The 23403-nt window shown below is 60.6% G+C and carries 21 protein-coding genes; 4 read left to right on the forward strand and 17 right to left on the reverse strand.

Annotation, left to right across the window (positions count from 1 at the left end):
* Positions 1 to 7: 7 nt before the first annotated feature.
* Positions 8 to 1507, forward strand: a complete 1500-nt coding sequence (locus HMPREF2781_RS11675) for a GntP family permease (protein WP_070646229.1) — start codon at positions 8 to 10, stop codon at positions 1505 to 1507.
* 9 nt (positions 1508 to 1516) lie between these two features.
* On the opposite strand, the gene HMPREF2781_RS11680 is transcribed toward HMPREF2781_RS11675, so the two are convergent.
* From HMPREF2781_RS11680 to pth (HMPREF2781_RS11695), 4 genes are all read right to left on the reverse strand, one after another.
* Positions 1517 to 2527, reverse strand: a complete 1011-nt coding sequence (locus tag HMPREF2781_RS11680; protein WP_070646232.1) for a CaiB/BaiF CoA transferase family protein — start codon at positions 2525 to 2527, stop codon at positions 1517 to 1519.
* A gap of 75 nt (positions 2528 to 2602) precedes the next feature.
* Positions 2603 to 4234: a peptide chain release factor 3 gene (locus HMPREF2781_RS11685; protein WP_070646236.1), complete on the reverse strand. Its 1632-nt coding sequence runs from the start codon at positions 4232 to 4234 to the stop codon at positions 2603 to 2605.
* 24 nt (positions 4235 to 4258) lie between these two features.
* Positions 4259 to 5116 carry an SDR family NAD(P)-dependent oxidoreductase gene (locus HMPREF2781_RS11690; protein ID WP_070646239.1) on the reverse strand — a complete coding sequence of 286 codons (858 nt, stop codon included), beginning with the start codon at positions 5114 to 5116 and terminating at the stop codon, positions 4259 to 4261.
* A gap of 41 nt (positions 5117 to 5157) precedes the next feature.
* The gene (gene pth / locus HMPREF2781_RS11695) at positions 5158 to 5838 is read right to left on the reverse strand and encodes an aminoacyl-tRNA hydrolase (protein WP_070447120.1); all 681 of its coding nucleotides are present in this window, start codon (positions 5836 to 5838) and stop codon (positions 5158 to 5160) included.
* A gap of 38 nt (positions 5839 to 5876) precedes the next feature.
* Between pth (HMPREF2781_RS11695) and HMPREF2781_RS11700 the strand changes: the two genes are divergently transcribed.
* Both HMPREF2781_RS11700 and HMPREF2781_RS11705 read left to right on the forward strand, forming a co-directional pair.
* On the forward strand, positions 5877 to 6860 hold the full coding sequence (locus HMPREF2781_RS11700) for a nitronate monooxygenase (RefSeq protein WP_070646242.1): 984 nt from the start codon (positions 5877 to 5879) through the stop codon (positions 6858 to 6860).
* A gap of 64 nt (positions 6861 to 6924) precedes the next feature.
* On the forward strand, positions 6925 to 8379 hold the full coding sequence (locus tag HMPREF2781_RS11705; RefSeq protein WP_070646245.1) for a glyceraldehyde-3-phosphate dehydrogenase: 1455 nt from the start codon (positions 6925 to 6927) through the stop codon (positions 8377 to 8379).
* Between the two features lie 172 nt (positions 8380 to 8551).
* On the opposite strand, the gene HMPREF2781_RS12365 is transcribed toward HMPREF2781_RS11705, so the two are convergent.
* The 12 genes from HMPREF2781_RS12365 to HMPREF2781_RS11770 form a co-directional block, all read right to left on the reverse strand.
* Positions 8552 to 9889: an ABC-2 family transporter permease gene (locus HMPREF2781_RS12365; protein ID WP_246817253.1), complete on the reverse strand. Its 1338-nt coding sequence runs from the start codon at positions 9887 to 9889 to the stop codon at positions 8552 to 8554.
* 187 nt (positions 9890 to 10076) lie between these two features.
* Positions 10077 to 10820, reverse strand: coding sequence for an ATP-binding cassette domain-containing protein (locus tag HMPREF2781_RS11720; RefSeq protein WP_070646251.1), 744 nt, complete (start codon positions 10818 to 10820; stop codon positions 10077 to 10079).
* An 86-nt stretch (positions 10821 to 10906) separates the two neighbouring features.
* A complete protein-coding gene (locus HMPREF2781_RS11725) occupies positions 10907 to 11578 on the reverse strand; it encodes a response regulator (RefSeq protein ID WP_070520856.1) in 672 nt (223 codons plus the stop codon).
* Complete coding sequence (locus HMPREF2781_RS11730) at positions 11559 to 12764, reverse strand: sensor histidine kinase (RefSeq protein WP_070646254.1); 1206 nt, start codon at positions 12762 to 12764, stop codon at positions 11559 to 11561. The genes HMPREF2781_RS11725 and HMPREF2781_RS11730 overlap by 20 nt, the downstream gene beginning before the upstream one ends.
* 30 nt (positions 12765 to 12794) lie before the next feature.
* Positions 12795 to 13694, reverse strand: a complete 900-nt coding sequence (ppk2, locus tag HMPREF2781_RS11735) for a polyphosphate kinase 2 (RefSeq protein WP_070646257.1) — start codon at positions 13692 to 13694, stop codon at positions 12795 to 12797.
* A gap of 76 nt (positions 13695 to 13770) precedes the next feature.
* On the reverse strand, positions 13771 to 14214 hold the full coding sequence (locus tag HMPREF2781_RS11740) for a PepSY domain-containing protein (RefSeq protein WP_246817254.1): 444 nt from the start codon (positions 14212 to 14214) through the stop codon (positions 13771 to 13773).
* A gap of 96 nt (positions 14215 to 14310) precedes the next feature.
* Complete coding sequence (locus HMPREF2781_RS11745; protein WP_070646260.1) at positions 14311 to 15189, reverse strand: fumarylacetoacetate hydrolase family protein; 879 nt, start codon at positions 15187 to 15189, stop codon at positions 14311 to 14313.
* A 5-nt stretch (positions 15190 to 15194) separates the two neighbouring features.
* Positions 15195 to 15743: an aminoacyl-tRNA hydrolase gene (gene pth, locus HMPREF2781_RS11750; RefSeq protein WP_070646261.1), complete on the reverse strand. Its 549-nt coding sequence runs from the start codon at positions 15741 to 15743 to the stop codon at positions 15195 to 15197.
* Between the two features lie 93 nt (positions 15744 to 15836).
* Positions 15837 to 16493: a 50S ribosomal protein L25/general stress protein Ctc gene (locus HMPREF2781_RS11755; protein ID WP_070646264.1), complete on the reverse strand. Its 657-nt coding sequence runs from the start codon at positions 16491 to 16493 to the stop codon at positions 15837 to 15839.
* Positions 16494 to 16704: 211 nt separating this feature from the next.
* On the reverse strand, positions 16705 to 17679 hold the full coding sequence (locus HMPREF2781_RS11760) for a ribose-phosphate diphosphokinase (protein ID WP_070529220.1): 975 nt from the start codon (positions 17677 to 17679) through the stop codon (positions 16705 to 16707).
* A gap of 24 nt (positions 17680 to 17703) precedes the next feature.
* Entirely contained in the window at positions 17704 to 19167 is a 1464-nt protein-coding gene (glmU, locus tag HMPREF2781_RS11765; RefSeq protein WP_070646267.1) for a bifunctional UDP-N-acetylglucosamine diphosphorylase/glucosamine-1-phosphate N-acetyltransferase GlmU, read from the reverse strand.
* 65 nt (positions 19168 to 19232) lie between these two features.
* On the reverse strand, positions 19233 to 20492 hold the full coding sequence (locus HMPREF2781_RS11770) for an MFS transporter (RefSeq protein WP_049154283.1): 1260 nt from the start codon (positions 20490 to 20492) through the stop codon (positions 19233 to 19235).
* Positions 20493 to 20562: 70 nt separating this feature from the next.
* Between HMPREF2781_RS11770 and HMPREF2781_RS11775 the strand changes: the two genes are divergently transcribed.
* Positions 20563 to 22197, forward strand: coding sequence for a multicopper oxidase family protein (locus HMPREF2781_RS11775; RefSeq protein ID WP_049154285.1), 1635 nt, complete (start codon positions 20563 to 20565; stop codon positions 22195 to 22197).
* Here HMPREF2781_RS11775 and HMPREF2781_RS12750 read toward each other — a convergent pair.
* Complete coding sequence (locus HMPREF2781_RS12750; protein ID WP_239663574.1) at positions 22194 to 23357, reverse strand: GIY-YIG nuclease family protein; 1164 nt, start codon at positions 23355 to 23357, stop codon at positions 22194 to 22196. The genes HMPREF2781_RS11775 and HMPREF2781_RS12750 overlap by 4 nt on opposite strands.
* Positions 23358 to 23403: the final 46 nt, after the last annotated feature.

Genomic DNA, 23403 nt, shown 5'->3' on the forward strand with positions numbered 1-23403 from the left:
AGAAATTATGGTTATCTCATTCATCGGGGTGGTTCTTTCCCTGATTTTCCTCGTCGTGATGGCCTACCGCGGGCACTCCGTGGTGGTCGTCGCCCCCTTCGCGGCCTTGATCGCGGTGGTTTTCTCTGGGGAGCCGATCCTGGCTACCTATACCCAGATCTTTATGCCGGCAGCCGGAAACTTCGTGACCAAGTATTTCCCGCTCTTCCTCTTCGGCGCGATTTTCGGCTTCCTCATGACTTCCACGGGGCTTGCCCGGTACCTAGCTCGCGGGATTACCGCGTTATTCGGGCCAAAGCGCGCGATGTTCTCGACGGTCGTCGCCACAGCCTTGCTCACCTATGGCGGTGTATCTGCGTGGGTTGTGGCTTTTACCATCGTGCCCATCGCGACCGCCCTGTTTAAGGAATCTGGGATCCCCAAACGGCTCATGCCCGGAGCGATTGCGCTGGGAACCATCTCCTTCGCACTGGCCGGGCTTCCCGGTTCGCCGCAGATCCATAACGCAATCCCCACCAGTTACTTCGGTACCAACGTCTACGCGGCACCCCTCTTCGGTCTCATCTCTTCTGCGATCATGCTGGCGGTGGGAACCGCGTGGCTGGAGTACCGCGTGCGCACCCTGCGCGCGGGTGGGGAAACATTTGAGCCGCTCGATGCTGACGGCAAGGTCATCGAAACACCCGAGGGAATCGGCGACAGCGGGGAAGAAGCCAGCGTAGAAATCGGTGGAGAATCCTTCGACACCAACTCCGGTGGCCGCGTTTCTACTCATGCTCGGGCAGAAACTGAACCCTCCGTCCACGTGCAGGGATTGTTGGGCCTAGTTCCCATCGCCGTTGTCATCGCGGTGAACTTCGCCATGGTCTACGGCGTGTCCAAGGTTCTGGATACGTCTTATCTTGGCGAAGAGAAATACGGCGAGACCGATCTCGATTCGTTGTTGGGTATTTGGTCGCCGACGGTCGCTTTAGCTTGCGCGGTCTTCGTCATCGTGGCGATGTTCCCCAAGCGGGCTGCAGAGTCCGTCAAGGAATTCTCCGATGGCGCCAAGAACGCTATTCTGCCGTGCCTGACCACGGCCTCGGAGGTGGGCTATGGCGCAGTGATTGCCGCCCTGGCGGTCTTTAGCGTGGTTAAAAGCAACATGATGGGGATCTCCGATAATGCCTTGGTGGTCTCCACGGTGTCTACCGCCGTCATTTCCGGTATTACCGGCTCCTCCTCGGGTGGTCTATCCATCACGATGCAGACCCTGGGTGATCAACTCGCCCAGCTAGCGACGGAACAGGGCATTAGCCTCGAGCTGATGCACCGCGTGACTGCGATGGCCTCGGTGTCCTTCGATTCCATGCCGCACAATGGTGCGGTACTCACCATGTTGATTGTGTGCGGTATGACGCACCGTCTGTCCTATAAGGATGTTGCCGTGGTGACCATCGTTATCCCGCTGGCAACGCTGGCGTTGATGCTCGGCATCAACGCGCTCATCCCGGGCCTTAGTTAGAAAACTGAGCTAGAGAAAGCGTGGCGCCGCGGCCGGCTCCGTGTAGTCCTCGGCGTCCACATAAGTGTCGCGCGCGGCAAGGTGCGGGTGTTCCAGAACGTGTTCGGGGGAGACAACCTCGGTGACACAGGCATCGCTGCCGCGGAAGATTTCGATCCATTCCGCTTGGGTCTTTTTCGCAAAACGCCGCGCGATGATCTCCTTCATGGCTGGCCACGCGTCGCGGTCGTTCTGCTCGTAGCGGCCTAGTTCCTCTTCAAGGCCGAGTCCTTTCACCATGAGCGCATAAAACTGCGGCTCAATGGCACCGGCGGCCATCCACTGATCATCAGCCGTGCGGTACACGCTATAAAACGGAGCGCCTCCGTCTAGAAGGTTTGTCCCGCGTTCCTGCCACTGGTCTTCGGCGCGGAAGGCATGCAGCATGGCGGTGAGGTTGGCGGCACCATCGACAATAGCGGCATCCACCACGCAGCCCCGGCCGGTATTCTTTGCCTGCAGCACGCCCGCCAGAAGGCCTGTTACCAGGTACATCGCGCCGCCGCCGAAGTCTCCGAGGAAGTTGACCGGTGGAACAGGAGTACCGTCGCTTGCTGCGATGGGGTGCAGCGCACCGGAGACCGCGATGTAGTTGATGTCGTGGCCGGCAGTGTGGGCGAGCGGGCCGGATTGGCCCCAGCCGGTGATACGCCCGTAGACCAGCGCCGGGTTGATCGCCTGCACCTCCTCTGGGCCTAGACCAAGGCGCTCAGTGACACCGGGGCGGAAACCTTCGATGAGGATATCGGTCGTGGCTAGGCGCTCACGCAGCTTGTCGACGTCTGCTGGATCCTTGAGGTCTGCCTCTAGAACTTCTTGCCCGCGGTAGAGGATGCTGTGCGGGACCACAGCGGGAGGATTTCCTGGGCGGACCACGCGGGTAACGCTAGCGCCCATATCCGCAAGCATCATCGCGGCAAAGGGGCCGGGGCCGATGCCGCCGAGGAAGAGGACGGATAGTCCGGTGAGTGGAGAGCTCATGGTGACCTACCTATTGGTGTACGAATTTCTATCCAATCGTACCGTCGGGTGGGTCACCCAACAAGGGCGTGAAAGTTAATCCGCCACGAGTGTTTCGATGGTGAGCTCTGGGTGCTCCTTCTCAATGAAGGCCAGCTTCCACTTATCACCAAAGAGTGCGATGAGCTCGCCGTCGCTGCGGGTGAAGATCTCCACGCCGCGCTGACGGCCCAGCTCGGGCGCGGACTCGGCATCGGTGCGGCGCGCCACCGAGTAGGGGATGGGCTCGGTGATGGTCTCCACGTTGTATTCGATCTCCATGCGGGCCTGCATGACCTCGAACTGCATGGGGCCCACCGCGGCCATGACTGGGGCGGCATCGCCGCGCGTATCGTTGCGCAGAATCTGGACCACGCCTTCTGCCGCCAGCTGGTCCAGGCCCTTGCGGAAGGCCTTGTAATCGCCCAAGGATTTTGCACGCAAAATCTGGAAAGCCTCTGGAGCGAACTGCGGCATGGGCTTGAACTGCACCTTCTTGCCGGTGTAAATCGTGTCACCTGGTGCCAAGGAACCGGCGTTGACCAAGCCCACGATGTCACCCGGGTAGGCCGTATCCACGGTGTCACGCGTGCGGCCAAAGACCGTCAGCGCATACTTGGTGGAGAAGCTGCGGCCGGATTGGGCATGGTTGACCTGCATACCGCGCTCAAATTCACCGGAAACCACGCGCATGAAGGCCAAGTTATCGCGGTGCTTGCGGTCCATGCCTGCCTGCACCTTGAAGATGACGCCCGAGAACTCATCGGTGACCTCACGGACCTCATCGATGGCGGAGGTAGCGGCCTCGATGGCCTGCGGATCCGAATCGCGAGAGCGCGGAGCCGGGGCAATCGCGCACAGCGTATCCAGAATCTGGTGCACGCCAAAGTTCAGCATCGCGGAAGCGAAGATGAGCGGGGAGGTCACACACTGCTCAAAGAGCTCCTGGTCATGCAGGGCGCCGTCCGCGGCCAGTAGCTCCGCTTCCTCCACAGCGGTCTCCCAAGCATCCTCTTCCTTCGCGGCGGCTTCCGCAGGCTCGTAGTGCTCCTCCGGGGCGATGGTGGAACCACCAGCGGTGCGCAGGAAGTGCACGTACTCGTCAGCCTCACCATCATCATTAATGTGGGCTAGACCGCGGAAGTCGCCGGCGATACCCACCGGCCAGTACAGCGGGGTGGGCTGCAGCTGGATTTCGTTGAGGATTTCGTCGACAAGCTCCAGCGGTTCCCGTCCCACGCGGTCCCACTTGTTGATCACCGTGATGATCGGCAGGCCGCGGGCCTTACACACGCGGAAGAGCTTGAGGGTCTGGGGCTCGAGGCCCTTGGCGGCGTCGATAAGCATGACAGCAGCATCCACCGCCGTGAGCACGCGGTAGGTATCCTCCGAGAAGTCCGCGTGGCCCGGGGTATCCACCAGGTTGATCATGTAGGGCTCGCCCTCATGACCCTCGGGCGCGTACTCGAACTGCAGCGCGGAGGAGGCCACGGAAATACCGCGTTCCTTCTCCATCTCCATCCAGTCAGAGACCGTGGACTTGCGGTTGCCCTTGCCGTGCACCGCGCCGGCCTCGTTGATGACGTGCGCGTGCAGCGCCAGCGCCTCCGTTAGCGTGGACTTACCAGCATCCGGGTGGGCGATGACGGCGAATGTGCGGCGGCGGGAAGCTTCGGAGGCAATACTCATGCGGGCTAGTTTAGCCGCTGGCTGCTACCACTCCACATTGAGCTGGCGGCCCAGATCATCAAAGATGCGCCGGGCCACGGAGAGCTTCTTCGCAATCGGCCGCTGCAGGCCTGGCTTGCGCTTCTGGTTGTAGTACTCGCCGGAGTTGAAATGGATGCCTGGTGTGCCGCTGAGGAAGTAGGCCAAGTTCTCCCCACCCTTGTCCGCCTTGCCCAAGACGTATTTCGCCGCAGTGGTCGAATACAGCTTGCTCGTCCTGCTCGTTGAGTTATGCCCGAAGCCAGTATTCAAAATGCCCGGGTGGAAGGCCACGGAGGTAAGCCCGTGGGAGTCGAGGTAACGGGTCAACAGAATATCGCCTAACTTGGCGTTGCCATAGGCGCGCTCGGCGCTGAACTTTTCAAAGGTATTCGGGTCACCGGGGTCGAAAGAGGAATACAGCATGTTGGCCAACGAGGCGGTCTGCACCACGGTGGCGTTGCTGGCACGCAGCGTATCGCGCAGCAAGGAGGTCAGCAGAAACGGGGCCACGACGTTGATCTGCCACGTGCGCTCGAAGCCATCGGCGGTGGCAAAAGGGCCGTCGAACATGCCGCCGGCGTTATTGCCCAAGGCATCGATCTGCGGGTATTGGCTCAGCTCCTCGGCGAGCCGGCGCACCTGGCCCAAAGACTCATAATCGGCCACATGAAAGTCAGCGCCGATCTCCTCGGCCACAGCCTGCGTCTTCTCCGGATTGCGGCCTACCAGAACCAGCGAATCCTGCGGGCGGCGCTGGTGAAGGATACGGGCAGCGGCCGCGCCCACGCCGTCCGAGGCGCCGGTGATGACGATAGTTCGAGGGGCGTTATGCGATGGCAGGCTGTGGCTCGTGCGGCTCATACTTGGACAGTGTAGGACGTTGAGCCAAGGCGCGCCGGGGTTTATTTCGACCGGGAGTGGATTTCCTGCTGGGCCTTGGTGAGGCCCTCAGTCACGATGAGGCGTGCAGCCTCAGCGGCAGTGGCGATGGTGGAATCGAGCTCAGCGCTGGCATCGACAGGCGCGAGCACCCAGTCCGGGATGGAACCACCCTTCGGCGGGCGCCCGATACCGATGCGCACGCGCAGGTAATCGCGCGTGCCCAGGCGCTCGCTCAGCGACTTCAGACCGTTGTGGCCGTTCTCGTTACCGCCCTTTTTAATGCGCACCTTGCCGACGGGCAGGTCGAGCTCATCGTGGATGACGATGATGTTCTCGGCCGCAACCCCCAGCTGCGTGGCCAGCGGGGCGATCGGATCGCCAGAGAGGTTCATGTAGGTGTGCGAGCGCAGCACCACGACCTTCGTGCCACCGAGCTCAAGCTGTGCAGCGCTGAGCTGGTGCCCTGTGACAGGCTCAAGCATGTCACCAGATTCGGCGAGGAGATCATCTACCGCCATGTACCCCACGTTGTGGCGGGTTGCGGCATATTTCGCGCCGGGATTGCCCAAGCCCACGATGAGCCACTCGGCGCTTAAATCCGCCGGGTTTAATCCGGAGGTCGCGGCCTTCTGTGTTTTCTTATTCGGTGCTTCGCCGGCGCGGCCAAAGAGGCGGGTGAAAAAGTCACGGATGGCAGACACAACTACTCCCTTGATGGCTTTCTTTAGGCTGGGTAACCATGAGTCAACTTCTTGAGACTATCACTTGCCCCGTCCTACCTGCCCCGATGGCGGGCGGGCCCACCACACCTGAACTGGTTACCGCCGCTGCGGTGGCTGGTTCCTTTGGGGCACTGGGCCTGGGGAGCTCTTCGGTAGACGCCGCGCGGGAGGCCATCGCTGCGTGCGCCGGCACGCGCTTCGGCGTCAACCTCTTTTATCCGCAGAGGGAGCTGACAGAATCGGAGCTCGCGGCTGCGCAGTCCCTTGCCGCCGAAGAGAACGCCGTGCTTGGCGACGTCTCCTTAAACTTCGGCTGGCAGGACAAGCTCGAGGCCGCGCTGGAGGGCGGGGCAGCGGTGCTGTGGTCGATGTTCGGCGTCTTTAGTGAGGAAGAGATCGCACGCATCCATGCCGCTGGGGCAGAGGCGTGGACCACGGTCACCACCCCCGAGGAGGCGCAAGCCGCGGGTGCCCGCGGCGTCGATGTTGTGTGCGTGCAGGGGCCTGAAGCGGGCGGGCACCGCGGCGTGTGGGACCCGGGTGCGGAACCGGATCAGCGCCCACTTAAAGAACTTGTCGCGGCGGTCCACCAGGTCACGGACCTTCCACTCATTGCCGCGGGTGGTCTGCGCACCGCAGAGGATGTTGCCACGGCCCTGGCCTGGCCGGGGGTAAAAGCAGTCAGCTGTGGTTCCGCCTTCCTGCTCTCCGAGGAGGCCGGGACGAGTGAGCACAACCGGGGACTTCTGCGCCGCGGTGGAAAGACCGTCTCCACCCGGGCGTTCTCTGGGCGCTATGCCCGCGGGCTGGAGACCGCCTACACACGGGCACACCCGAACCTGCCTTTGGTCTACCCCTATCTCAACGCGCTACTGAAACCTCGCCGTGCCCAGCTCGACGCAGACGTGGACTATTGCCTCGTCGGTGTTGATGTAATGAAACTTCGCGGGGGTAGTGTGGCGGAGATCCTCGCTCAACTACACCCAAACGGGCATGAATAAGGGTTAATATTTACGGATGGACAGAGTTTTACACCCTTTTTGACGAGTAAAGGATACAAAGCACGTGACTTCGAACGCGCACATTGGGCACGAGGATTGGAACGAGCGCCTGGAGCTGGCCCAAGAGATGATCCCGCTCATCCACCAGCTGCACCGCAACAATAACGTTGTCACCTCTATCTACGGCCGTCTGCTCATCGGCGTGACCGACATCGACATCATCAAGGCGCACCGCTACGCCCGCCGCATCGCTGAGCGCGAGCTTTCCACCGCAGAGACCCTGCCTATTCTCAAGGAACTGTGCTCGATGAACCTGGGCACCGCTTCCATTGACCTGGGCCGCCTGGCCACTGGCTTCGAGGAATCCGGCTCCGATAACCTGCGCAACTACCTCGAGGAGACCCTCGTCGATCTCGTCGGTGCCGGTGTGGATAAGGAATCCACCGACGTCGTTCTCTACGGCTTCGGTCGCATCGGCCGCCTGCTGGCTCGCATCCTCATCGCCCGCGAGGCTGCCTACGGCGGCGTGCGCCTGCGCGCTATCGTCGTGCGCAAGAAGGGCGACATTGACATCTTCAAGCGCGCCTCCCTCCTGCGCCGTGACTCCGTCCACGGTGCCTTCAACGGCACCATCGCTGTTGACGAGGAGAACGAGGTCATCTGGGCCAACGGCACCAAGATTCAGATGATTTATGCCAATGACCCGGCGGACATTGACTACACCAAGTACGGCATCGACAACGCCATCGTCGTCGACAACACCGGTGTGTGGCGCGACCGTGAGGGACTGTCCCAGCACCTGCAGTCCAAGGGTGTGGCTCGCGTGCTGCTCACCGCTCCGGGCAAGGGCGATCTGAAGAACATTGTCTACGGCATCAACCACGGCGACATCGAGGACTCCGACCAGATCCTCTCCGCCGCATCCTGCACCACCAACGGCATCACCCCAGTGCTCAAGGTCATCAACGACCGCTACGGCGTGGTTCATGGCCATGTGGAGACCGCACACTCCTTCACCAACGACCAGAACCTCATCGATAACTTCCACAAGGGTGACCGCCGCGGTCGCGCAGCTGGCCTGAACATGGTGCTCACAGAAACCGGTGCAGCCAAGGCCGTGTCCAAGGCTCTGCCGGAGTTCGAGGGCAAGCTCACCGGTAACGCTATCCGCGTTCCCACCCCGGATGTGTCCATGGCTGTGCTCAACCTCGAGCTGGAGAAGGAAGCTGACCGCGACGAGGTCAATGACTTCCTGCGCAACGTGTCCTTGCACTCTGACTTGCGCCAGCAGATCTCCTACATCGCTTCTCCGGAAGTTGTGTCTTCTGACTTCGTGGGCTCTACCCACGCCGGTGTGGTCGATGGTCTCGCCACCATCTCCTCCGGCAAGCACCTCGTGCTTTACGTGTGGTACGACAATGAGTTCGGCTACTCCAACCAGGTCATCCGCATCGTCGAGGACATGGCCGGTGCCCGCCCGGTGGTCTACCCGAAGCGCGTCGATGTTTCTGAGCTCTAAGAGCTAGATAGCTAACACCGCTCTCGCCACATGGCGCGGGCGGTGTTTCGTTGTTTTGGGGTCGTTATCGATTCATCCCTAAGCTTGCCAGGATGCTTCACACGCACAACTGCCCGATCTGCCAAAAGTAGGGGCCGAAAAATCTAGACTGTTTTCGACAGATTGGTCAGTTTTAGCGGGAAGACAGCGCTCGAGTATGGAGTAAATGCCGTGCGCGCAATGTTGCGGCCACACCAAGCACTGCGGCCAACAGCACAGCGACGGCATAGCGCAAAGGTGAGTGCGCAACCAAAGGCCAGGCGGGGAAGGCGAGTACCCACAGACCGGTATCTGCCAAGACATCGCCGCCCAAGGTGACGGAGACAATCGTCCCTACGATTGTGAGAGCGATAGCGCTCACAGTGCCGAAGCGAATCACCAGAATGAGTGATACAGCTGCGATGACATAGCCCACCCCAACCGCAAGGGGCAAAGCGGAAAACTGTGCAGCGCCATCACCACCTGCGAGCGCGCTGGCCAGGTATGCGGCAGCGCAAACCGCCACGATGACGGACAAAAACCACATGAGGATTCCGGGTGTACCGAACCGTGTTTCCATATACACCAGCGGCCACGAATCTGACATGCGCGGCCATACGAGGACAGGCAAAATACCTGCGCCGACCGGCAGCAGAAAGAAGTAAAAGAAACCTTCGACGTAGTTAGCAGGATATTGCAGGGCGACAAAGCCTAGCGCCAGAGTGCTGAGCATCAGGCAAGAGAAAACCGCTGGGCTAAAAGCTGCACGGTGGAGTCCTAGCAGCGTAGACCACAGCGAGGACTGTGCCGCCGCACGTGGGTGGTTCGTTGGCTGCCATACTTGGGCTTTTTCCACGGTGGTATCAGCCACGTCGGCGTCAGCCTGGGCCGTTGTAAAACGCGCGAAACGGTGTCGCAGCGAGAACATTGGCCGGTATCGTCGCGGCGTGTAGACCGCGGCTAATGCTCCGAGCACGGCGAGGATGACGCACAATATGAAAGCCGGTAGTGGACTGCTGTTTAGAAGTGGGTCGTGTGGTTCAAGCGGCACCGAGTTCTGGTGAATACGCAATGCGCGTAAAAGCAGTCGTTGTGGCCATGCTGGGGGAAAGGCCCACCACTTGCCTGATTCAACAGTGTTCGGAAGGATGCTGAGTATTTGCCACAGGGCCGCAGCAACCAGTGTAAAGGCGAAGCCCAGTCGGCGGGCACAGGCAGCGGAAAGCCCGGCAATGCCAAGTGCACCAAGGAAAGAATAAAGCCCGGCTACGAGGATAAGCTCGTGGTTCTCGCGCCCCTGAATGGCGACAGCGAGCCAGGAACCACCAAAGTTCAGCATGTGGAAGAGCGCAATGCTGGCAATGACGACGAGAAGCCGGACAGCGTTCTCCCGACGCGGGTTGAGGTTTCTCCACTGCGTCCCGCCGCTGCGGGTAACGGCTTCACGGTGTTCTGGGATCGCAGCGAATAGCGCAACAAGTGGGGCGTACATGCCAGTAACAAATAAGGATTGCCAAGTCAAGACGCCTGTGGCATCACTGTGCACCGATGCCATAGATGAGAAGATCACCGTCATGATGACCAGCGGTAGAGCAAGTAAAGGCAACCACTGTAAGGTGCTTCCACGGCTGCGCAGTAGTTCTGCTGAAAGGTAACTCGGGCGAGGAGCAGTAGTGTGCTTAGGCACGTGACTCTCCTTCCCGGTTGGTAGGCGCTTGGGAGGGGTGGCCAGGTGAGGTAAGTCGGAAGAATTCCTCCTCCAACTGACCACGTGGAGCTAGCTCGTGCAGGGAACCGGAATAGCGAATCGTGCCCTCGGCCAAGACGGTGATGTCATGGGCAAGGTGCAGGACCTCTCCAAGCTGGTGGGAGCTGACGATAACGGTGTGCCCAGCCGCGGCTAGTTGTTGTAGTAGCTCTCGCAATTCCATGATGCCTTGGGGATCGAGGCCATTCTGGGGCTCATCAAGAACAAGTACCTCTGGATCGCCGAGGAGAGCTTGCGCTAACGCCAGGCGGGCCTTCATACCAGTGGAAAAGGATTTCGCCTTCTTGGAGCCAACGCCGTTGAGCCCAGCGATGGAGAGAACCCGGTCAAACTCGGAATCAGGAAGGCCCAGAAGTCGAGCGTGAACGCGAAGATTCGCCGAGGCAGACAGATGGCCATAAAAGGCTGGCCCGTTCACTGAGGCACCAATGCGGCGAAGCACATTGCGGTTCCAAGGTTGGCCCGCCACGTTGATGGAGCCTGAGTCAGGCGGCAGGAGACCTAAGAGGATGGAAAAGAGCGTCGATTTTCCTGCCCCGTTGCGCCCGAGGAGCGCATGCACGCGGCCCGGGGAGATGCGGAAGGAAACATCATCGAGGACTCGTTGCAGACCAAAAGACTTCGAGATGTGCTCAAAAGAGATATCGCAATTCATAAAATGCAGTATCGCCGGGGCTCATCATAAAGGAATCCGCCTGCATGATGGTCTTCAGCGAGCAGACCTCCTACCGTGGTAGGAGCTTAGGCAACCCCAGCACGCTGCGCTAAGAGAACGAGGGCCACTCGGTCACGTGCGGCGAGTTTAGACATGAGCGCGGAGACGTGAGTTTTCACCGTGGTTTCTGCGATGACCATGTCGGCGGCTATCTCCGCATTTGTAGCACCACGCGCGATGAGCGAAAGCACTTCCATCTCGCGGCGTGTTACAAGACTGAGTCCTTGGCGTTCCTGGGCGCTGAGGTTTTCGCGCGTCAGCGCCGAGCGATAAGCCTCCAGCACTGGGCCGGTTACCCCGGCGGCCAGCACCGATTCTCCTTGCGCCACGTTGCGAACGGCGGTCACAAGAACCTCTGGGTCGGCATCCTTCAGCAGGAAGCCGTGGGCGCCAGCGGAGATGGACCGCGCCACGAGTTCTTCATCATTGAATGTGGTGAGCATGATGATGCGGCACTCGGGCTTGCGCTCGAGTATGGCTTGAGCCGCTCCGATGCCGTCCATGCCGGGCATGCGAATGTCGAGGATAGCCACATCAATGTGGTGGCTTAGTGCTGCTGCCACGGCATCCGCCCCCGTGGCCGCGGTGGCCGCGACCTCGATGTCTTCTTGCGCAGTGAGGATGGTAGACAACGCTGAGAGCAGCATTGCTTGATCATCGGCCAATAAGACGCGGATTCTAGATCTGCTGTGTGGCATCCTTGGTCTCCTTCATCGGTATCTGTGCGTGCAAGGAAAAGGAATGAGCATCGCCGGAATAGTCGAGGCGACCGCCGAGCGAACGGGCTCGTTCCGCCACTCCGACTAAGCCCACGCCGCTGCCCGCGACGTTGCTTGGCGTGGGATGAAGATTGGTGGAGGTGAGGGTGAGCGCGGCGGCGTCATCAAGTACAAGCTCAACCACGACATGCGTGCCGACGCCCTGATGGCGCAGAGCATTCGTCAAGCCCTCCGTGGTAATGCGCACCAATGCCATCTGCACCAACGACGGCACGGCGTATTCAGCTGGGAGGTTTGCGTCGACTTTCAGCCCAGCAGCGCGGAAGCCTTCGAGGATTCCTTCGATGTGCTCAAGTTGTTGAGCAGGCTCCAGAGCCGTGGGTCGGGGTGAGCGCAAGGCAGCGACGATTCCGCGAACCTCGCGCAGGGCGGTATCCGCATTATCGCGGATCGAAAGAAGTGCTTCTTCAGCCGCGCCGGAGTCCGCAGTCGCTGCAATGATGCCTGCATTAGCCTGAACCTTAATCAGGGTGAGGGAATGGGCAAGGACATCGTGAAGTTCCCGTGCAATGAGGAGGCGTTCTTCTTCTTGTGCTTGGTGGAAGCGCTCGCGCGCTAGTATCTCCCGTTGGCGATCACGGTCAAAATACCGGGCAGCGATGAAATACGTGCTTCCCAGCACCGCCCAGTGAGCCACCACCATGGCAAGGAAGGGTGTGTCGACCTCATAGCGCAGAAGGTAGGTCTCAGTGTCGATGCGCCACATGAAGGGGGAGATAAAGGTACCGATCACGGTGATGAACAGAACCACCCGCGGAATCAGCCTCTGGGTGATGTACCGCGAGGTGGTGTACACGGCCATGGGGGCGGTCAACGCCCATGGGGTGAGGCCGCTATTGGTGGGGAGCTGGTTCATCCATATGACAGCCCAGGCCAGGAGCAGAACTAGGAATCCTGTTGCGCTCACGACAGGCTTCGAGCGCCAGACTAAGAAAAGCGGTATGAACAGTAGCGACAAGAGAGCCTCGACAACTTCCACCGTTCCGGGGGAGGAAAATGCCAAGGCACAATAAAAGGCCGCTACGAGCCCCGCGACTCCTGCGAGTAGCGCGTCCCCCAAATGCACCGAGGACAGAAAGGTACGCGCGGTGCGGGAAGAGCTCATAGTCGGCCATGGTAGTACATGTCGAAAGTACTACTTCTTCTTTTTGTCCTTCTTGGCCTTCTTTTTCTTGCCCTGCTTCTTGCCGTTGCCATTGACCTTGGCACGCTCCAAGTCGGCTGCGACATCCGGGACGTAGGCAAAGTCGTTGCGCGGCGGGCGGACGTATTCGGCCTCGAGATCGGGGCGGCTCGGAATTTCCGGTACGTCTTGCTCCACGTGCTGGTAGGGAACCATCTTGAGGATGTGGTTGATCACGTTGATGCGTGAGCGCTTCTTATCCTCGGATTCGACCGTGTACCAGGGGGCGGAGGGGGTGTCCGTGTGGACGAACATTTCGTCCTTGGCACGCGAGTAGTCTTCCCAGCGAGTGATGGACTGCAGGTCCATGGGGGAGAGCTTCCAGCGGCGCAGCGGATCGTTGCGGCGGGATTTAAAGCGCGCGAGCTGCTCCTCGTCAGAGACGGAGAACCAGTACTTAAGCAGAATGATGCCATCTTCGATGAGCATGTGCTCTAGCTGCGGGGCCTGGTGGAGGAAGCGCACGTACTCCTGCTGGGAGCAAAAGCCCATGACGCGTTCCACGCCGGCGCGGTTGTACCAGGAACGGTCGAAGATGACGATCTCACCAGCGGTAGGCAGCTTCTCAACGTAGCGCTGGAAGTACCACTGGCCCGCCTCGCGGTCGGTGGGCTTGGGCAGCGCTTCGATGCGGCACGTACGCGGGTTCAAGTATTGCGTAATGCGCTTGATGGCCGAACCCTTGCCGGCGGCGTCGCGGCCTTCCATGATGATGACCACGCGGGCACCGGTCTCAACGACCCACTGCTGCATCTCGACGAGCTCGGCTTGGAGGCGCTTAAGCTCGTCCTCATAGGCTTGCTTGTCAAGCTTCGGCGGCTTGGTGGCAGACTTCTTAGACTGTGAACTCATACCTTTAAATTTACCCCTTAGCTGGGAAAATGACTAACCGCGGGGGTTAGAAATGTGGGTCTGATGGAGCTTGTGATCAGTCAACCTCGTGTTGCGTTACCGCTCCGCTGGCGGCGTCGACATCCAGCTCGTGTTCCTGGCCGTTGGCCTTGAATTCAATCTCCCAGTGCGGGCCCTTGCCGTCGTCGCCATCGTCGTAGTCGACTTCCTTTTCCGTGACGGCCTGGGCATCAACGCCGGCGTGGGCTAAGGCTTTCTTGAATGCTTCGTCGCCGCTGAGCATCCCGGAGTTTTCTGTGTTTCCAGTGGCCCCAGCGCCAGCCGTGTCCGCAGGCTGCTGAGCATCGGCATCGTCGTCCGCATCCGTGTCTGTCGCTGCGGCTGTTTCCGTCACGGTTTCCACAGGCGCGGGAGTCGGCGTCGGGGCGGGATCGGCCTCTTTATTTGAAGAGCACGCAACCAGCGCGGTGCTCACGAAGAGCGCGATGCCGGCGGCGGTAAAGCGGGAACGAAGAGTCACTAAGGCTCATCCTTCTCAGTTAATCGGGGGAAATGTGGGCTCCACCGTATCGAAATCAGGCCGTGTTCGCTGAAGATCCTGTATGTGGCCTGAATGTTAACGGCCGTGACAAGAGCAGTCGTCGCCGCAGCCACCAGCAGCGGGTGGCTCACCGAAGCGCGTGATGTTTTCGATTTCCCCAAGACCTTCGATGCTGATGCGGGTGCGGGAGTCGTCGCCCAGCAGCGCCTGGTCACCGCGCGCGAAGCCCACGCCTTCCGGGGTTCCGGTGGCAATGACATCGCCCGGATTAAGAGGGTAGAGGGAGGAACAGAAGGCGATGAGCTCGGCCACGGAGAAGATGAGATCATCAGTGTTGTCATCTTGGCGCACGTCGCCGTCGACGCTCGTCCTAAGCCGTGCGGCTTTGCCCGGGGCCCATTCATCAGCCGTGGTCAACCATGGTCCAAATCCAGCGGTGCGGTAGAAGGATTTGCCGGCGTGGAACTGCGTAGTTGCGCGCTGATAATCCCGCAGAGTGTAGTCGTTCATAATGGCATAGCCAGCCACGTAATCCAGCGCATCTTTCACGCTCACCCGGTGCGCGCGGCGGCCCATGACTACGGCGAGCTCTCCTTCGTAGTCCAGTTTCTTCGTGGCATAGTCCGGAATATAGACATCGTCGAAGGGGCCGGTCAGAGCCTCCGGGAACTTGATGAAGAGCGTGGGCTGTGTGGGAAGTTCTCTCCCCATCTCCCGCGCATGCTTGGCGTAGTTGACGCCAACGCAGATAATCTTGCCCGGGTTCGGGAGGACGGGGGCGAGGTCGGCGTTGTCAAAAACCACCGGCTCGCCGGAGAGCTGCGCGGCTTTACGCCAGTCTGGACTGGCCAGCAATTCGCCGACATCCTCATAATCCAGTTCGGTGCCCACGTTGGGGCCGTCAATACGGATAGCGCAGGTGCCAAAACTGGTGCGGAGAGTAGCGAGCTTCATGCCGGCTAGTCTAACGCGCGAAGAATCTCATCTACCGCATCAGCACAGACGATGGGAATCTCTTGGGCTTCCTGTTTGCTCCACGGCTTGAGAACAAACGCGGCTGGGTCCATGCGGCCAGGTGGTCGGCCTATACCCACTGAAAGTCGCTGATAGTCCTTAGTACCCAAAGACTTCGTGGTGGAACGCAGGCCATTGTGGCCGTGGTCTCCGCCGCCGAGGCGTCGCTTGATGGCGGCGAAGTCAAGCTCCAGCTCATCGTGGACAACGATGATGTGATCATGCGGAACGTTGAAGTACTGGGCAAGGGCCTTGGTGGGGCCGCCGGACAAGTTCATAAAGCTGCGCGGCTTGGCGACGATCACCTTGGCGTCCCCACGCCGCGCTTCGGCGACATCCGTGTTTGTCTTCTTATGAACGGAAAAGGAAGTCAGCAGCTCGTGGGCTAGTTCATCAGCCACGTCAAAGCCAATGTTGTGGCGGGTACCGGCGTACTTCGGTCCGGGGTTTCCTAGACCAACGACGAGAAAGGGAGAAGAATTCACGCTGCCCATTCTAAACAGCGCGAGGGCTAAAACGGCGAACCGCGCCCGCCCCAGAAAGTAGGGGAACAGGCGCGGTGCGCTAAATAGGTGAGGGGGGAGGATTTACTCCTCGTCCTTCTTCTCCTCGGAAGCTCCCTCATCTACGGACTCGGCGCCAGCCTCAGCGCCGCCTTCCTCGGCAGCCTCAGCAGCAGCCTCGACGTCCTCATCAACCTCCGGCTCGGAGATGGAGACGATGACGGTGTCTTCCTCGGCCACGAGGGTGGTGCCCTCCGGCAGGGTGATGTCGCCAGCGGTGACCACGGTGCCATCCTCGAGACCCTCGATGGACACGGCGATCTCTTCCGGAATGTTGAGTACGTCGGACTCGACCAGCAGCACGTCGGCATCCTGGATGAACATGAGGCCCGGAGCCGGCTCGCCCTCGATGGCGAGCGGCACCTCAACCTCAACCTTCTCGCCACGCTTAATGGAGAGCAGGTCGATGTGGTCGATGTTGAAGGTCAGGACGTTCTGGTCGATGTGCTTGACCATGACGAGGTGCTGCTCGCCCTCGAGCTCCAGCTCGAACACGGCGTTAACACCTTGGTTACGGACGACTGCGGTCATTTCCAGACGGTCAACGGCGAAGTGCAGAACGTCGACGGCGTGGCCGTAGACAACGCCCGGGACCTTGCCGGCAGCGCGCAGACGGCGAGCGAAGCCCTTGCCAAACTCAGAACGGACTTCAGCCTTCACTACGGGGCGCTCAGAAGCCATAAGTAAATCTCCTTAAAAGTATCGTTGTGCGGCAAGGGCTGTTGAAGGACCGTGTAGATACGACAAAAGCCTGCCGATGGACGTCTTGGACGAGTCATCGCAGGCTTAAATACAAGATTCACTGCTTAACTTGTGCTATCGCGTCGATAACGGATTTCTCCCTCGCCGAGACGCACAAGATTTTAGCAGCAGCGTTGTCGCAGAACCAAATCTAGTGAGTCTCAAACAGCGTGGTCACAGAACCGTTCTCGAAAATCTCGTGGATGGTGCGGGCCAGCAGCGGGGCGATGGACAGCACCGTAAGGTTGTCCCAGCCCTCGGTGGACTGCGGCAGGGTATCGGTGGTGATGACCTCGACAGCGCCGCACTCGGACAGGCGCTCGCGAGCCGGGTCGGAGAAGACACCGTGGGTACAGGCAATAACCACGGACTTGGCGCCGGCTTCCTTGAGCACGCGGACTGCGCCCGCGATGGTGCCGCCGGTATCAATCATGTCATCGAGCAGGATGCAGTCCTTGCCCTCCACGTCACCGACGACGCGGTTAGACACAGTCTTGTTGGCTTCGGTGGTAGAGCGGGTCTTGTGAACGAAGGAGAGTGGAGCGTCACCAAGCTCGTGTGCCCACTTCTCCGCCACCTTCACGCGGCCGGCGTCGGGGGAGACCACGGCCAGGTTGTCCATGGGGTACTTGGACTTGATGTAGTCGGTCAGGATCGGCATCGCGTGCATGTGATCAACCGGGCCATCGAAGAAACCCTGAATCTGGTCGGTGTGCAGGTCCACGGACACGATGCGGTCGGCACCGGCAGCGGCCAGCAAGTCTGCCACTAGGCGGGCGGAGATAGGCTCGCGGCCCAGGTGCTTCTTGTCCTGGCGTGCGTACGGGTAGAAGGGCAGGATGGCGGTGATGCGCTTGGCGGAGCCGCGCTTGAGCGCGTCAATCATGATGAGCTGCTCTACCAGCCACTTGTTGAGCGGCTGGGTGTGGGACTGCATCACGAAGCAGTCTGCACCACGGACGGACTCCTCGAAGCGAATGAAGATCTCACCGTTGGCGAAATCGCGGGCGGTGGTCGGAACCAGATCGGTCTTGAGCTCCTTGGCCACAGCCTCAGCCAACGCCGGGTGAGCGCGCCCGGTGAAGAGCATCATGTTCTTGCTGCTGCCGGTAACCTTGCCAGTCATCAGTAGATATCCCTTTACTTGTCGTTAGTTAGTGGTCTGGTCGTCAGCCTTGGCGTCCTGTGCCTTGTCGGCTGCTTCCGCTGCCGGCGTGCCCGGGCGCTTCTTTTGTACCCAACCTTCGATGTTGCGCTGCTTGCCGCCGGAGACCGCGAGCGCTCCCGGGGGAACGTCGTCCTTAATTACTGTACCCGCACCGGAGTAGGCGCCATCACCGACGGTAACGGGAGCAATGAACATGGTGTCCGAACCAGTGCGCACGTGGCTGCCGATGGTGGTGTGGTGCTTGTTGACGCCGTCGTAGTTGACGAAGACGGAGGAGGCACCAATGTTGGAGTAGTCACCCACGGTTGCATCGCCGATATAGGTCAGGTGGGGAACCTTGGTACCGCGGCCAATCTGGGCCTTCTTCGCCTCGACGAAGCCGCCCAGCTTGCCTTCTTCACCCACGATGACGCCGGGGCGGATGTAGGTGAACGGGCCAATCTGCGCATTGCTGCCAATGACGGAGTCGAAGCCGTGCGTGCGCACCACGCTGGCACCTGCTCCGACCTGCATATTGGTCAGGGTGGTGTCGGGGCCAATCTCGGCGCCATCGGCGATGGTCGTCGCACCCCACAGCTGGGTATTGGGGTGAATGACAACGTCCTGGCCAATGGTCACGTTGACGCCGATCCAAGTGGTATCGGGATCAACGATGGTGGCGCCGCCACGCATGGCTTCCTCGACCACACGGCGGTTGAGAAGGCGGCCGGCCGCGGCCAACTGCACGCGGTCGTTGACACCGGAGAGCTCCTCCGGATCAGCAGCAACGTGCGCGCCGACGCGGTGGCCGGCCTCGCGGGCGATCTCCAGCACATCGGTGATGTAGAGCTCACCCTGGGCGTTATCGGAGTTGAGCTTCGTCAGGGCGTCGCGAAGCACGGCCCCATCGAATGCGAAGACGCCGGAGTTGACCTCGCGCACCGCGCGCTGCTCTTCGGAGGCATCCTTCTGCTCCACGATGGCGGTGACAGAACCATCCTCGGCGCGCAGCACGCGGCCGTAACCGGTGGGATCCTCCAGAGTCATGGACAGCACGGTCACGGCGTTAGCTTCGCCGGTGTGGGCCTCATGCAGCTGACGCAGGGTCTCCGGGCGTAGCAGGGGAACGTCACCGTTAGTCACGATGACGGTGCCATCGAAATCAGGCAATGCACTCAGGCCGCACTGCACGGCGTGGCCGGTACCGTTCTGCTCTTCCTGGATGGCCTGGGAGACCGCGCAGTCCAGCTCCTCGGAGATGGCATCGACGGCAGGGGAGACCTGGTCGCGCTGGTGGCCCACGACGACCACGAGGTGCTCTGGGTGCAGGCCAGCGGCTGCGTGGAGGGCGTGGCCGAGAAGTGACCTCCCGCCAATCTCATGCAACGTCTTCTGGGTTGAGGATTTCATGCGGGTACCTGCGCCTGCTGCAAGGACGATGGCGGCGCAGTTAGTTACTTCAGCCACGAGTGTGTGCTTCTCCTGTGATTGGGGATGTCAGGACTTACTTTTTTCATCATAACGTGTACGTCCTATTTTCCGCGTGATACCTCCGGAAGTGCACGGGCACGCCATGCTCCAAGTAGTCCGATGCTGGCCAGGAATAAAATGGCCGCCGAGGGGCCAGCCAAAGCGATCACGGCGGAGATACCGCCGATTACGAGGAGGATGACACCCATCATGGTGTTTGCGGCCCCGACGTAGCGGGTGCGTTTATCCTCGCCCGCCATATCCACCACATAGGTCTTGCGCGCTACGCGAATGGCAGCGTGCGCCAGGTTGACCAGGAAAAATCCGAGGGGAAGCGCCCACATGCTTACCGCTGTCGGTGCCCACGCCGCACAGGCCACGATGGCCAGCAAGATGATCGCCGCGGCACCTGCGGCCCAGGACATGACCAAGCGCGACGACTTATCAGAGAGCACACCGGATACACGGCCGCCCACGAGGCTGGCCAAGCCCGAGGCCAAGACGAAGCCACCGAGCCCACTCAAAGCCTGCGAGCCGATGCTCTGTGAAAGCACCACGATGAAGGAGGTGGATAGGGCAGACACCAGCAGCAGGGCGCGAACGTTGACGAAGCTGCGGAAGCGCGCATCCTGGGTGTATAGCTGCCAGGTATCCTTCCACCAGCTGCGGTTCATACCTTCCCGGCCGGAGTTTTCTGGCACCGGCTCCTCGATGCCGCGAAAGACCGCTGCCGCCAGGAACCACGTGGCTGCGCCGATGGCCAGCAACGCCGCCAAACCCCAGCGCGGGAGCTCACCTAGTACAGCGAGGATGACGCCAGTAATAAGGGTGACTGCGCCGCCGAGCTGTGTAGCGTGACCGGTCACCACTCCGCGGTGCCCCTTGGAGATGGTGCGGCCTTGCACGTCCTTGCCGGTCAGCGAACACAGCGCGCGGAGTACGGCAAGCGCCGCAAGGGCGAGGCAGACGATGAGGCCGAGGAGGGGGCCTTCGACAAGCACGGCAGCCGCCGCGATGATCGCCGCGCACAGACCCTGGCCCACCGAGCCCAGCACCCACAGGCGCTTGCGAGCTGGGTGGGTGAGCACCCACGGAGTCCAGGCGGCTTGGGGGAGCATGGAACCGGACTCGCGCAAGGGCACCAGCAGGCCGGTGAAGAAGCCTGGGACCCCGGCCACACTGAACAGCCAGGGCAGGACTGTCTTTCCAGAGAGCAATTGATCGCCCACGCCCTGCAGGCCGTTCGACCAGACGAAGCGGCGGGCATTGGCGGACTCGTTGGAGGGTGAGGAGCCGTGGGGAGATGCAGAACGCGAAGCCATGACTGTGATCTTAAGCCCGGCTCGGCCTTATCTGGGTCCTAAGGTTCACCTGATCTCTATCCTGGGAGGCATGTCTATCTCCGCTCGCCCTACAGTATCCCGCCGTATGTTCGTCCAGGGTTCCGTGCTCACTGTCGCCGGTGCCGCCGTGATGGGGCTGAGCGCCTGTTCCACCTCGGGATCGAAGAATCAGCCGGAGCCGCTGGGCTACGACGGCGAGCCGCGCGCTCTGCCCATCCCGCCCGTGGAGGAAGGAGAGGTTGTCGACGGCACACGCGTATTCAAGCTCACCGCCCAAGATGGCTACTCGGAGATCCTCCTCGGCAACGACCGCACGCGGACGTGGGGCTTCAACGGCGCCTTCCTGGGGCCCACGCTGCGCGCCCGTCGCGGTGAAAAAGTCCGCGCGGAGATCACCAACGACCTTATTGAAATGACCACGGTGCACTGGCATGGCATGAAGCTGCCAGCCTACTCGGATGGCGGCCCGCACTCGCCGATTGAGGTGGGCAAGACCTGGAAGCCCGAGTGGGAGATCATCCAACCCGCGGCCACGCTGTGGTACCACCCGCACCCGCACATGGCCACGGCCACGCATGCCTACCGCGGGTTGGCGGGCATGTTCCTTATCGACGATGATGTTGCCGATGACCTCGACATTCCACAGGACTACGGTGTCGATGACATCCCGGTAGTCATCATGGATGCCAAGTTCACCGATGACGGCCAGATTGATGAAAAGAGCGATAACACCCTGGGCCTTCTGGGTACCACGCCTCTGGTCAACGGCATCACCAATGCGCGCTTCGACGCCACCACGCGCCGGGTCCGCCTGCGCCTGCTCAACGGCGCTTCGATGCGCTTCTACACACTGGAGCTTACAAACGGCCCCTTCCACATCATCGCCACGGACACGGGGCTTCTCGACGCCCCCGTGGAAGTCGATTCCCTCTTCCTCGGCCCCGGCGAGCGCGCCGAAATTATCGTGGACCTGGAGCCCAGCAAAGAAGTGCAGCTGCGCTCGGTGCCGCGCAAGGATAACTTCGGGGTGCCCAAAGACAAGGATGCGGCTGACTTCGGCTTCCAAGATTCCTTCGACCTGCTCACCATTTCCGGGCCGGAAGAGTCCGCGCCCGAAGCCCCCGCCCTGCCGGCAACGCTTGACCCCGCTGCGGCGAAGACCCCGTCCACGCAGGGCCTTGAAGAGCGTGAGTTCGTGCTCAACACCTTCATGATCAACGGTGAGCAGATGGACATGGCACGCGTGGATACCGTCATCGACCACGATGCCCCGGAGATCTGGACCGTGACCAATGAGAACTCTGATTGGCCGCACAACTTCCACATCCACAACGCCCGCTTCAAGGTTCTGGACTGGGACGGCGATGAGAAGATGGATGTCTTCAATTCTGGGTGGAAAGACATTGTCAACCTTCCGCCGAAGGTGACCGCACGCCTGCTGGTGGAGTTTGGCCATTTCCCGGATAAGACCATCCCGTACATGTACCACTGCCACATGCTGTTGCATGAGGACGAGGGAATGATGGGGCAGTACGTCATGGTCAACAAAGGCGAAAAGCCCGACGTGCGCGTGAAGCCCGCCGCCTTAGTTTTCGACCAAACCGCCACCGCGCACTCCGCCCACGCCGGCCAGGTGGTGGACTCCTCTCGTAGTCCCTATGCGACGCCTGAGGCGAAGGCCTAACCGTTTACGATTTTCTCGTAGGCACGGCCCGTTAGCGCCGAGCTGTGCCAGCGGCGGAAGAGGTTGGATGGGCGGTTGCGCATCATGGTGACCGCGAATTTGCGAGCGTCAGAGATGACCTCTGGTCCAAGGGCGTTAAAGGTTTCTTCTAGTTGGCCGATGGGGTAGTAATAGGCCTCTGTTGGCGTGACGTTGTAAAAATGGGAAGCAACGAAGTGGTAGGGGGATTTGCTAAACCAAATAGTGCCGGATTCTGCTTTCCAATCGCCGCCCTCGCGTGGAAGAAGGTTAAAGAATCCAGTGCCGAGGGTGTAGCCGTCAAGAAAACCTGGGTCTAAGTCAGTTGGGTCAGTGACGACGCTGTTACGCGGGAAGACAAGGAACTCAAGTATTCCGGTGTTGAGGGTGGCGTAGCGGCCACCTGCGGTTGAAGGATAGTCCGACAGCGTCCAATAGGTTCTCTCAGTTTCTGGAGCGACGGGGATGATGTGCTCGAGAGCGAAGGCGATGTCCTTGATTACTGCTTGGACGACCTCAGGGGGTGAGTTCTTTTCCAACTTTGTAGGGGCCGAAGCTTCGACGGCCCGGACAAAAGCTGCGCGATCAGATGGTGAGGGTTCCCAATCTCCAAGGATCCAGTGCTTTTGATCTGTGACGGTTATGACTAAGTCCAGTGGGCTGGGGCCTTCGGAAGCTAATACACCGCTGCGATTCCGGAGTAAGACGCCGGCATCGAGTTGGTACTGGATCATTTGTTTTTCAAGGATGTCCAGCTCCAAAGGCGGTGCGGGCGCAAAGGATAGTGCTACGACATCGCCCCAGGCACTATGGTGGTTGGAACCATGCGTATGGTCCCAGAACCGCTTGACGACGTCGATGGATTGGCCCACGTATTTGGTGCCATCGTCGAACTCAATGACGTAGATCCCACACCGTTCATCTGCAGGGAAAATGGGGCCGATGGGGGTATTAGAGTCGAGCTCGACGCGTTTGAAGTCAAGGGAAGAGGCCATGATGACAACGTAGACGATGCCTGGGCCCAGCGCCCGCAGATTGGGTGTTCCCGATAAAAGAAAGCCCCGCTGACGCGGGGAGGTGATGGTGTTAAGCATCAGCAAGGGCTCATCCCAGCAGCGCAGGGAAGTTAAATGGCCCGTCATGAAGCCTACATTGTGATTGCTAAACAACAGTTTTCAGAAAACAATG

Origin of the sequence: Corynebacterium sp. HMSC062A03 (assembly GCF_001811145.1) — a bacterium.
GTDB classification, from domain to species: Bacteria; Actinomycetota; Actinomycetes; order Mycobacteriales; family Mycobacteriaceae; genus Corynebacterium; species Corynebacterium aurimucosum.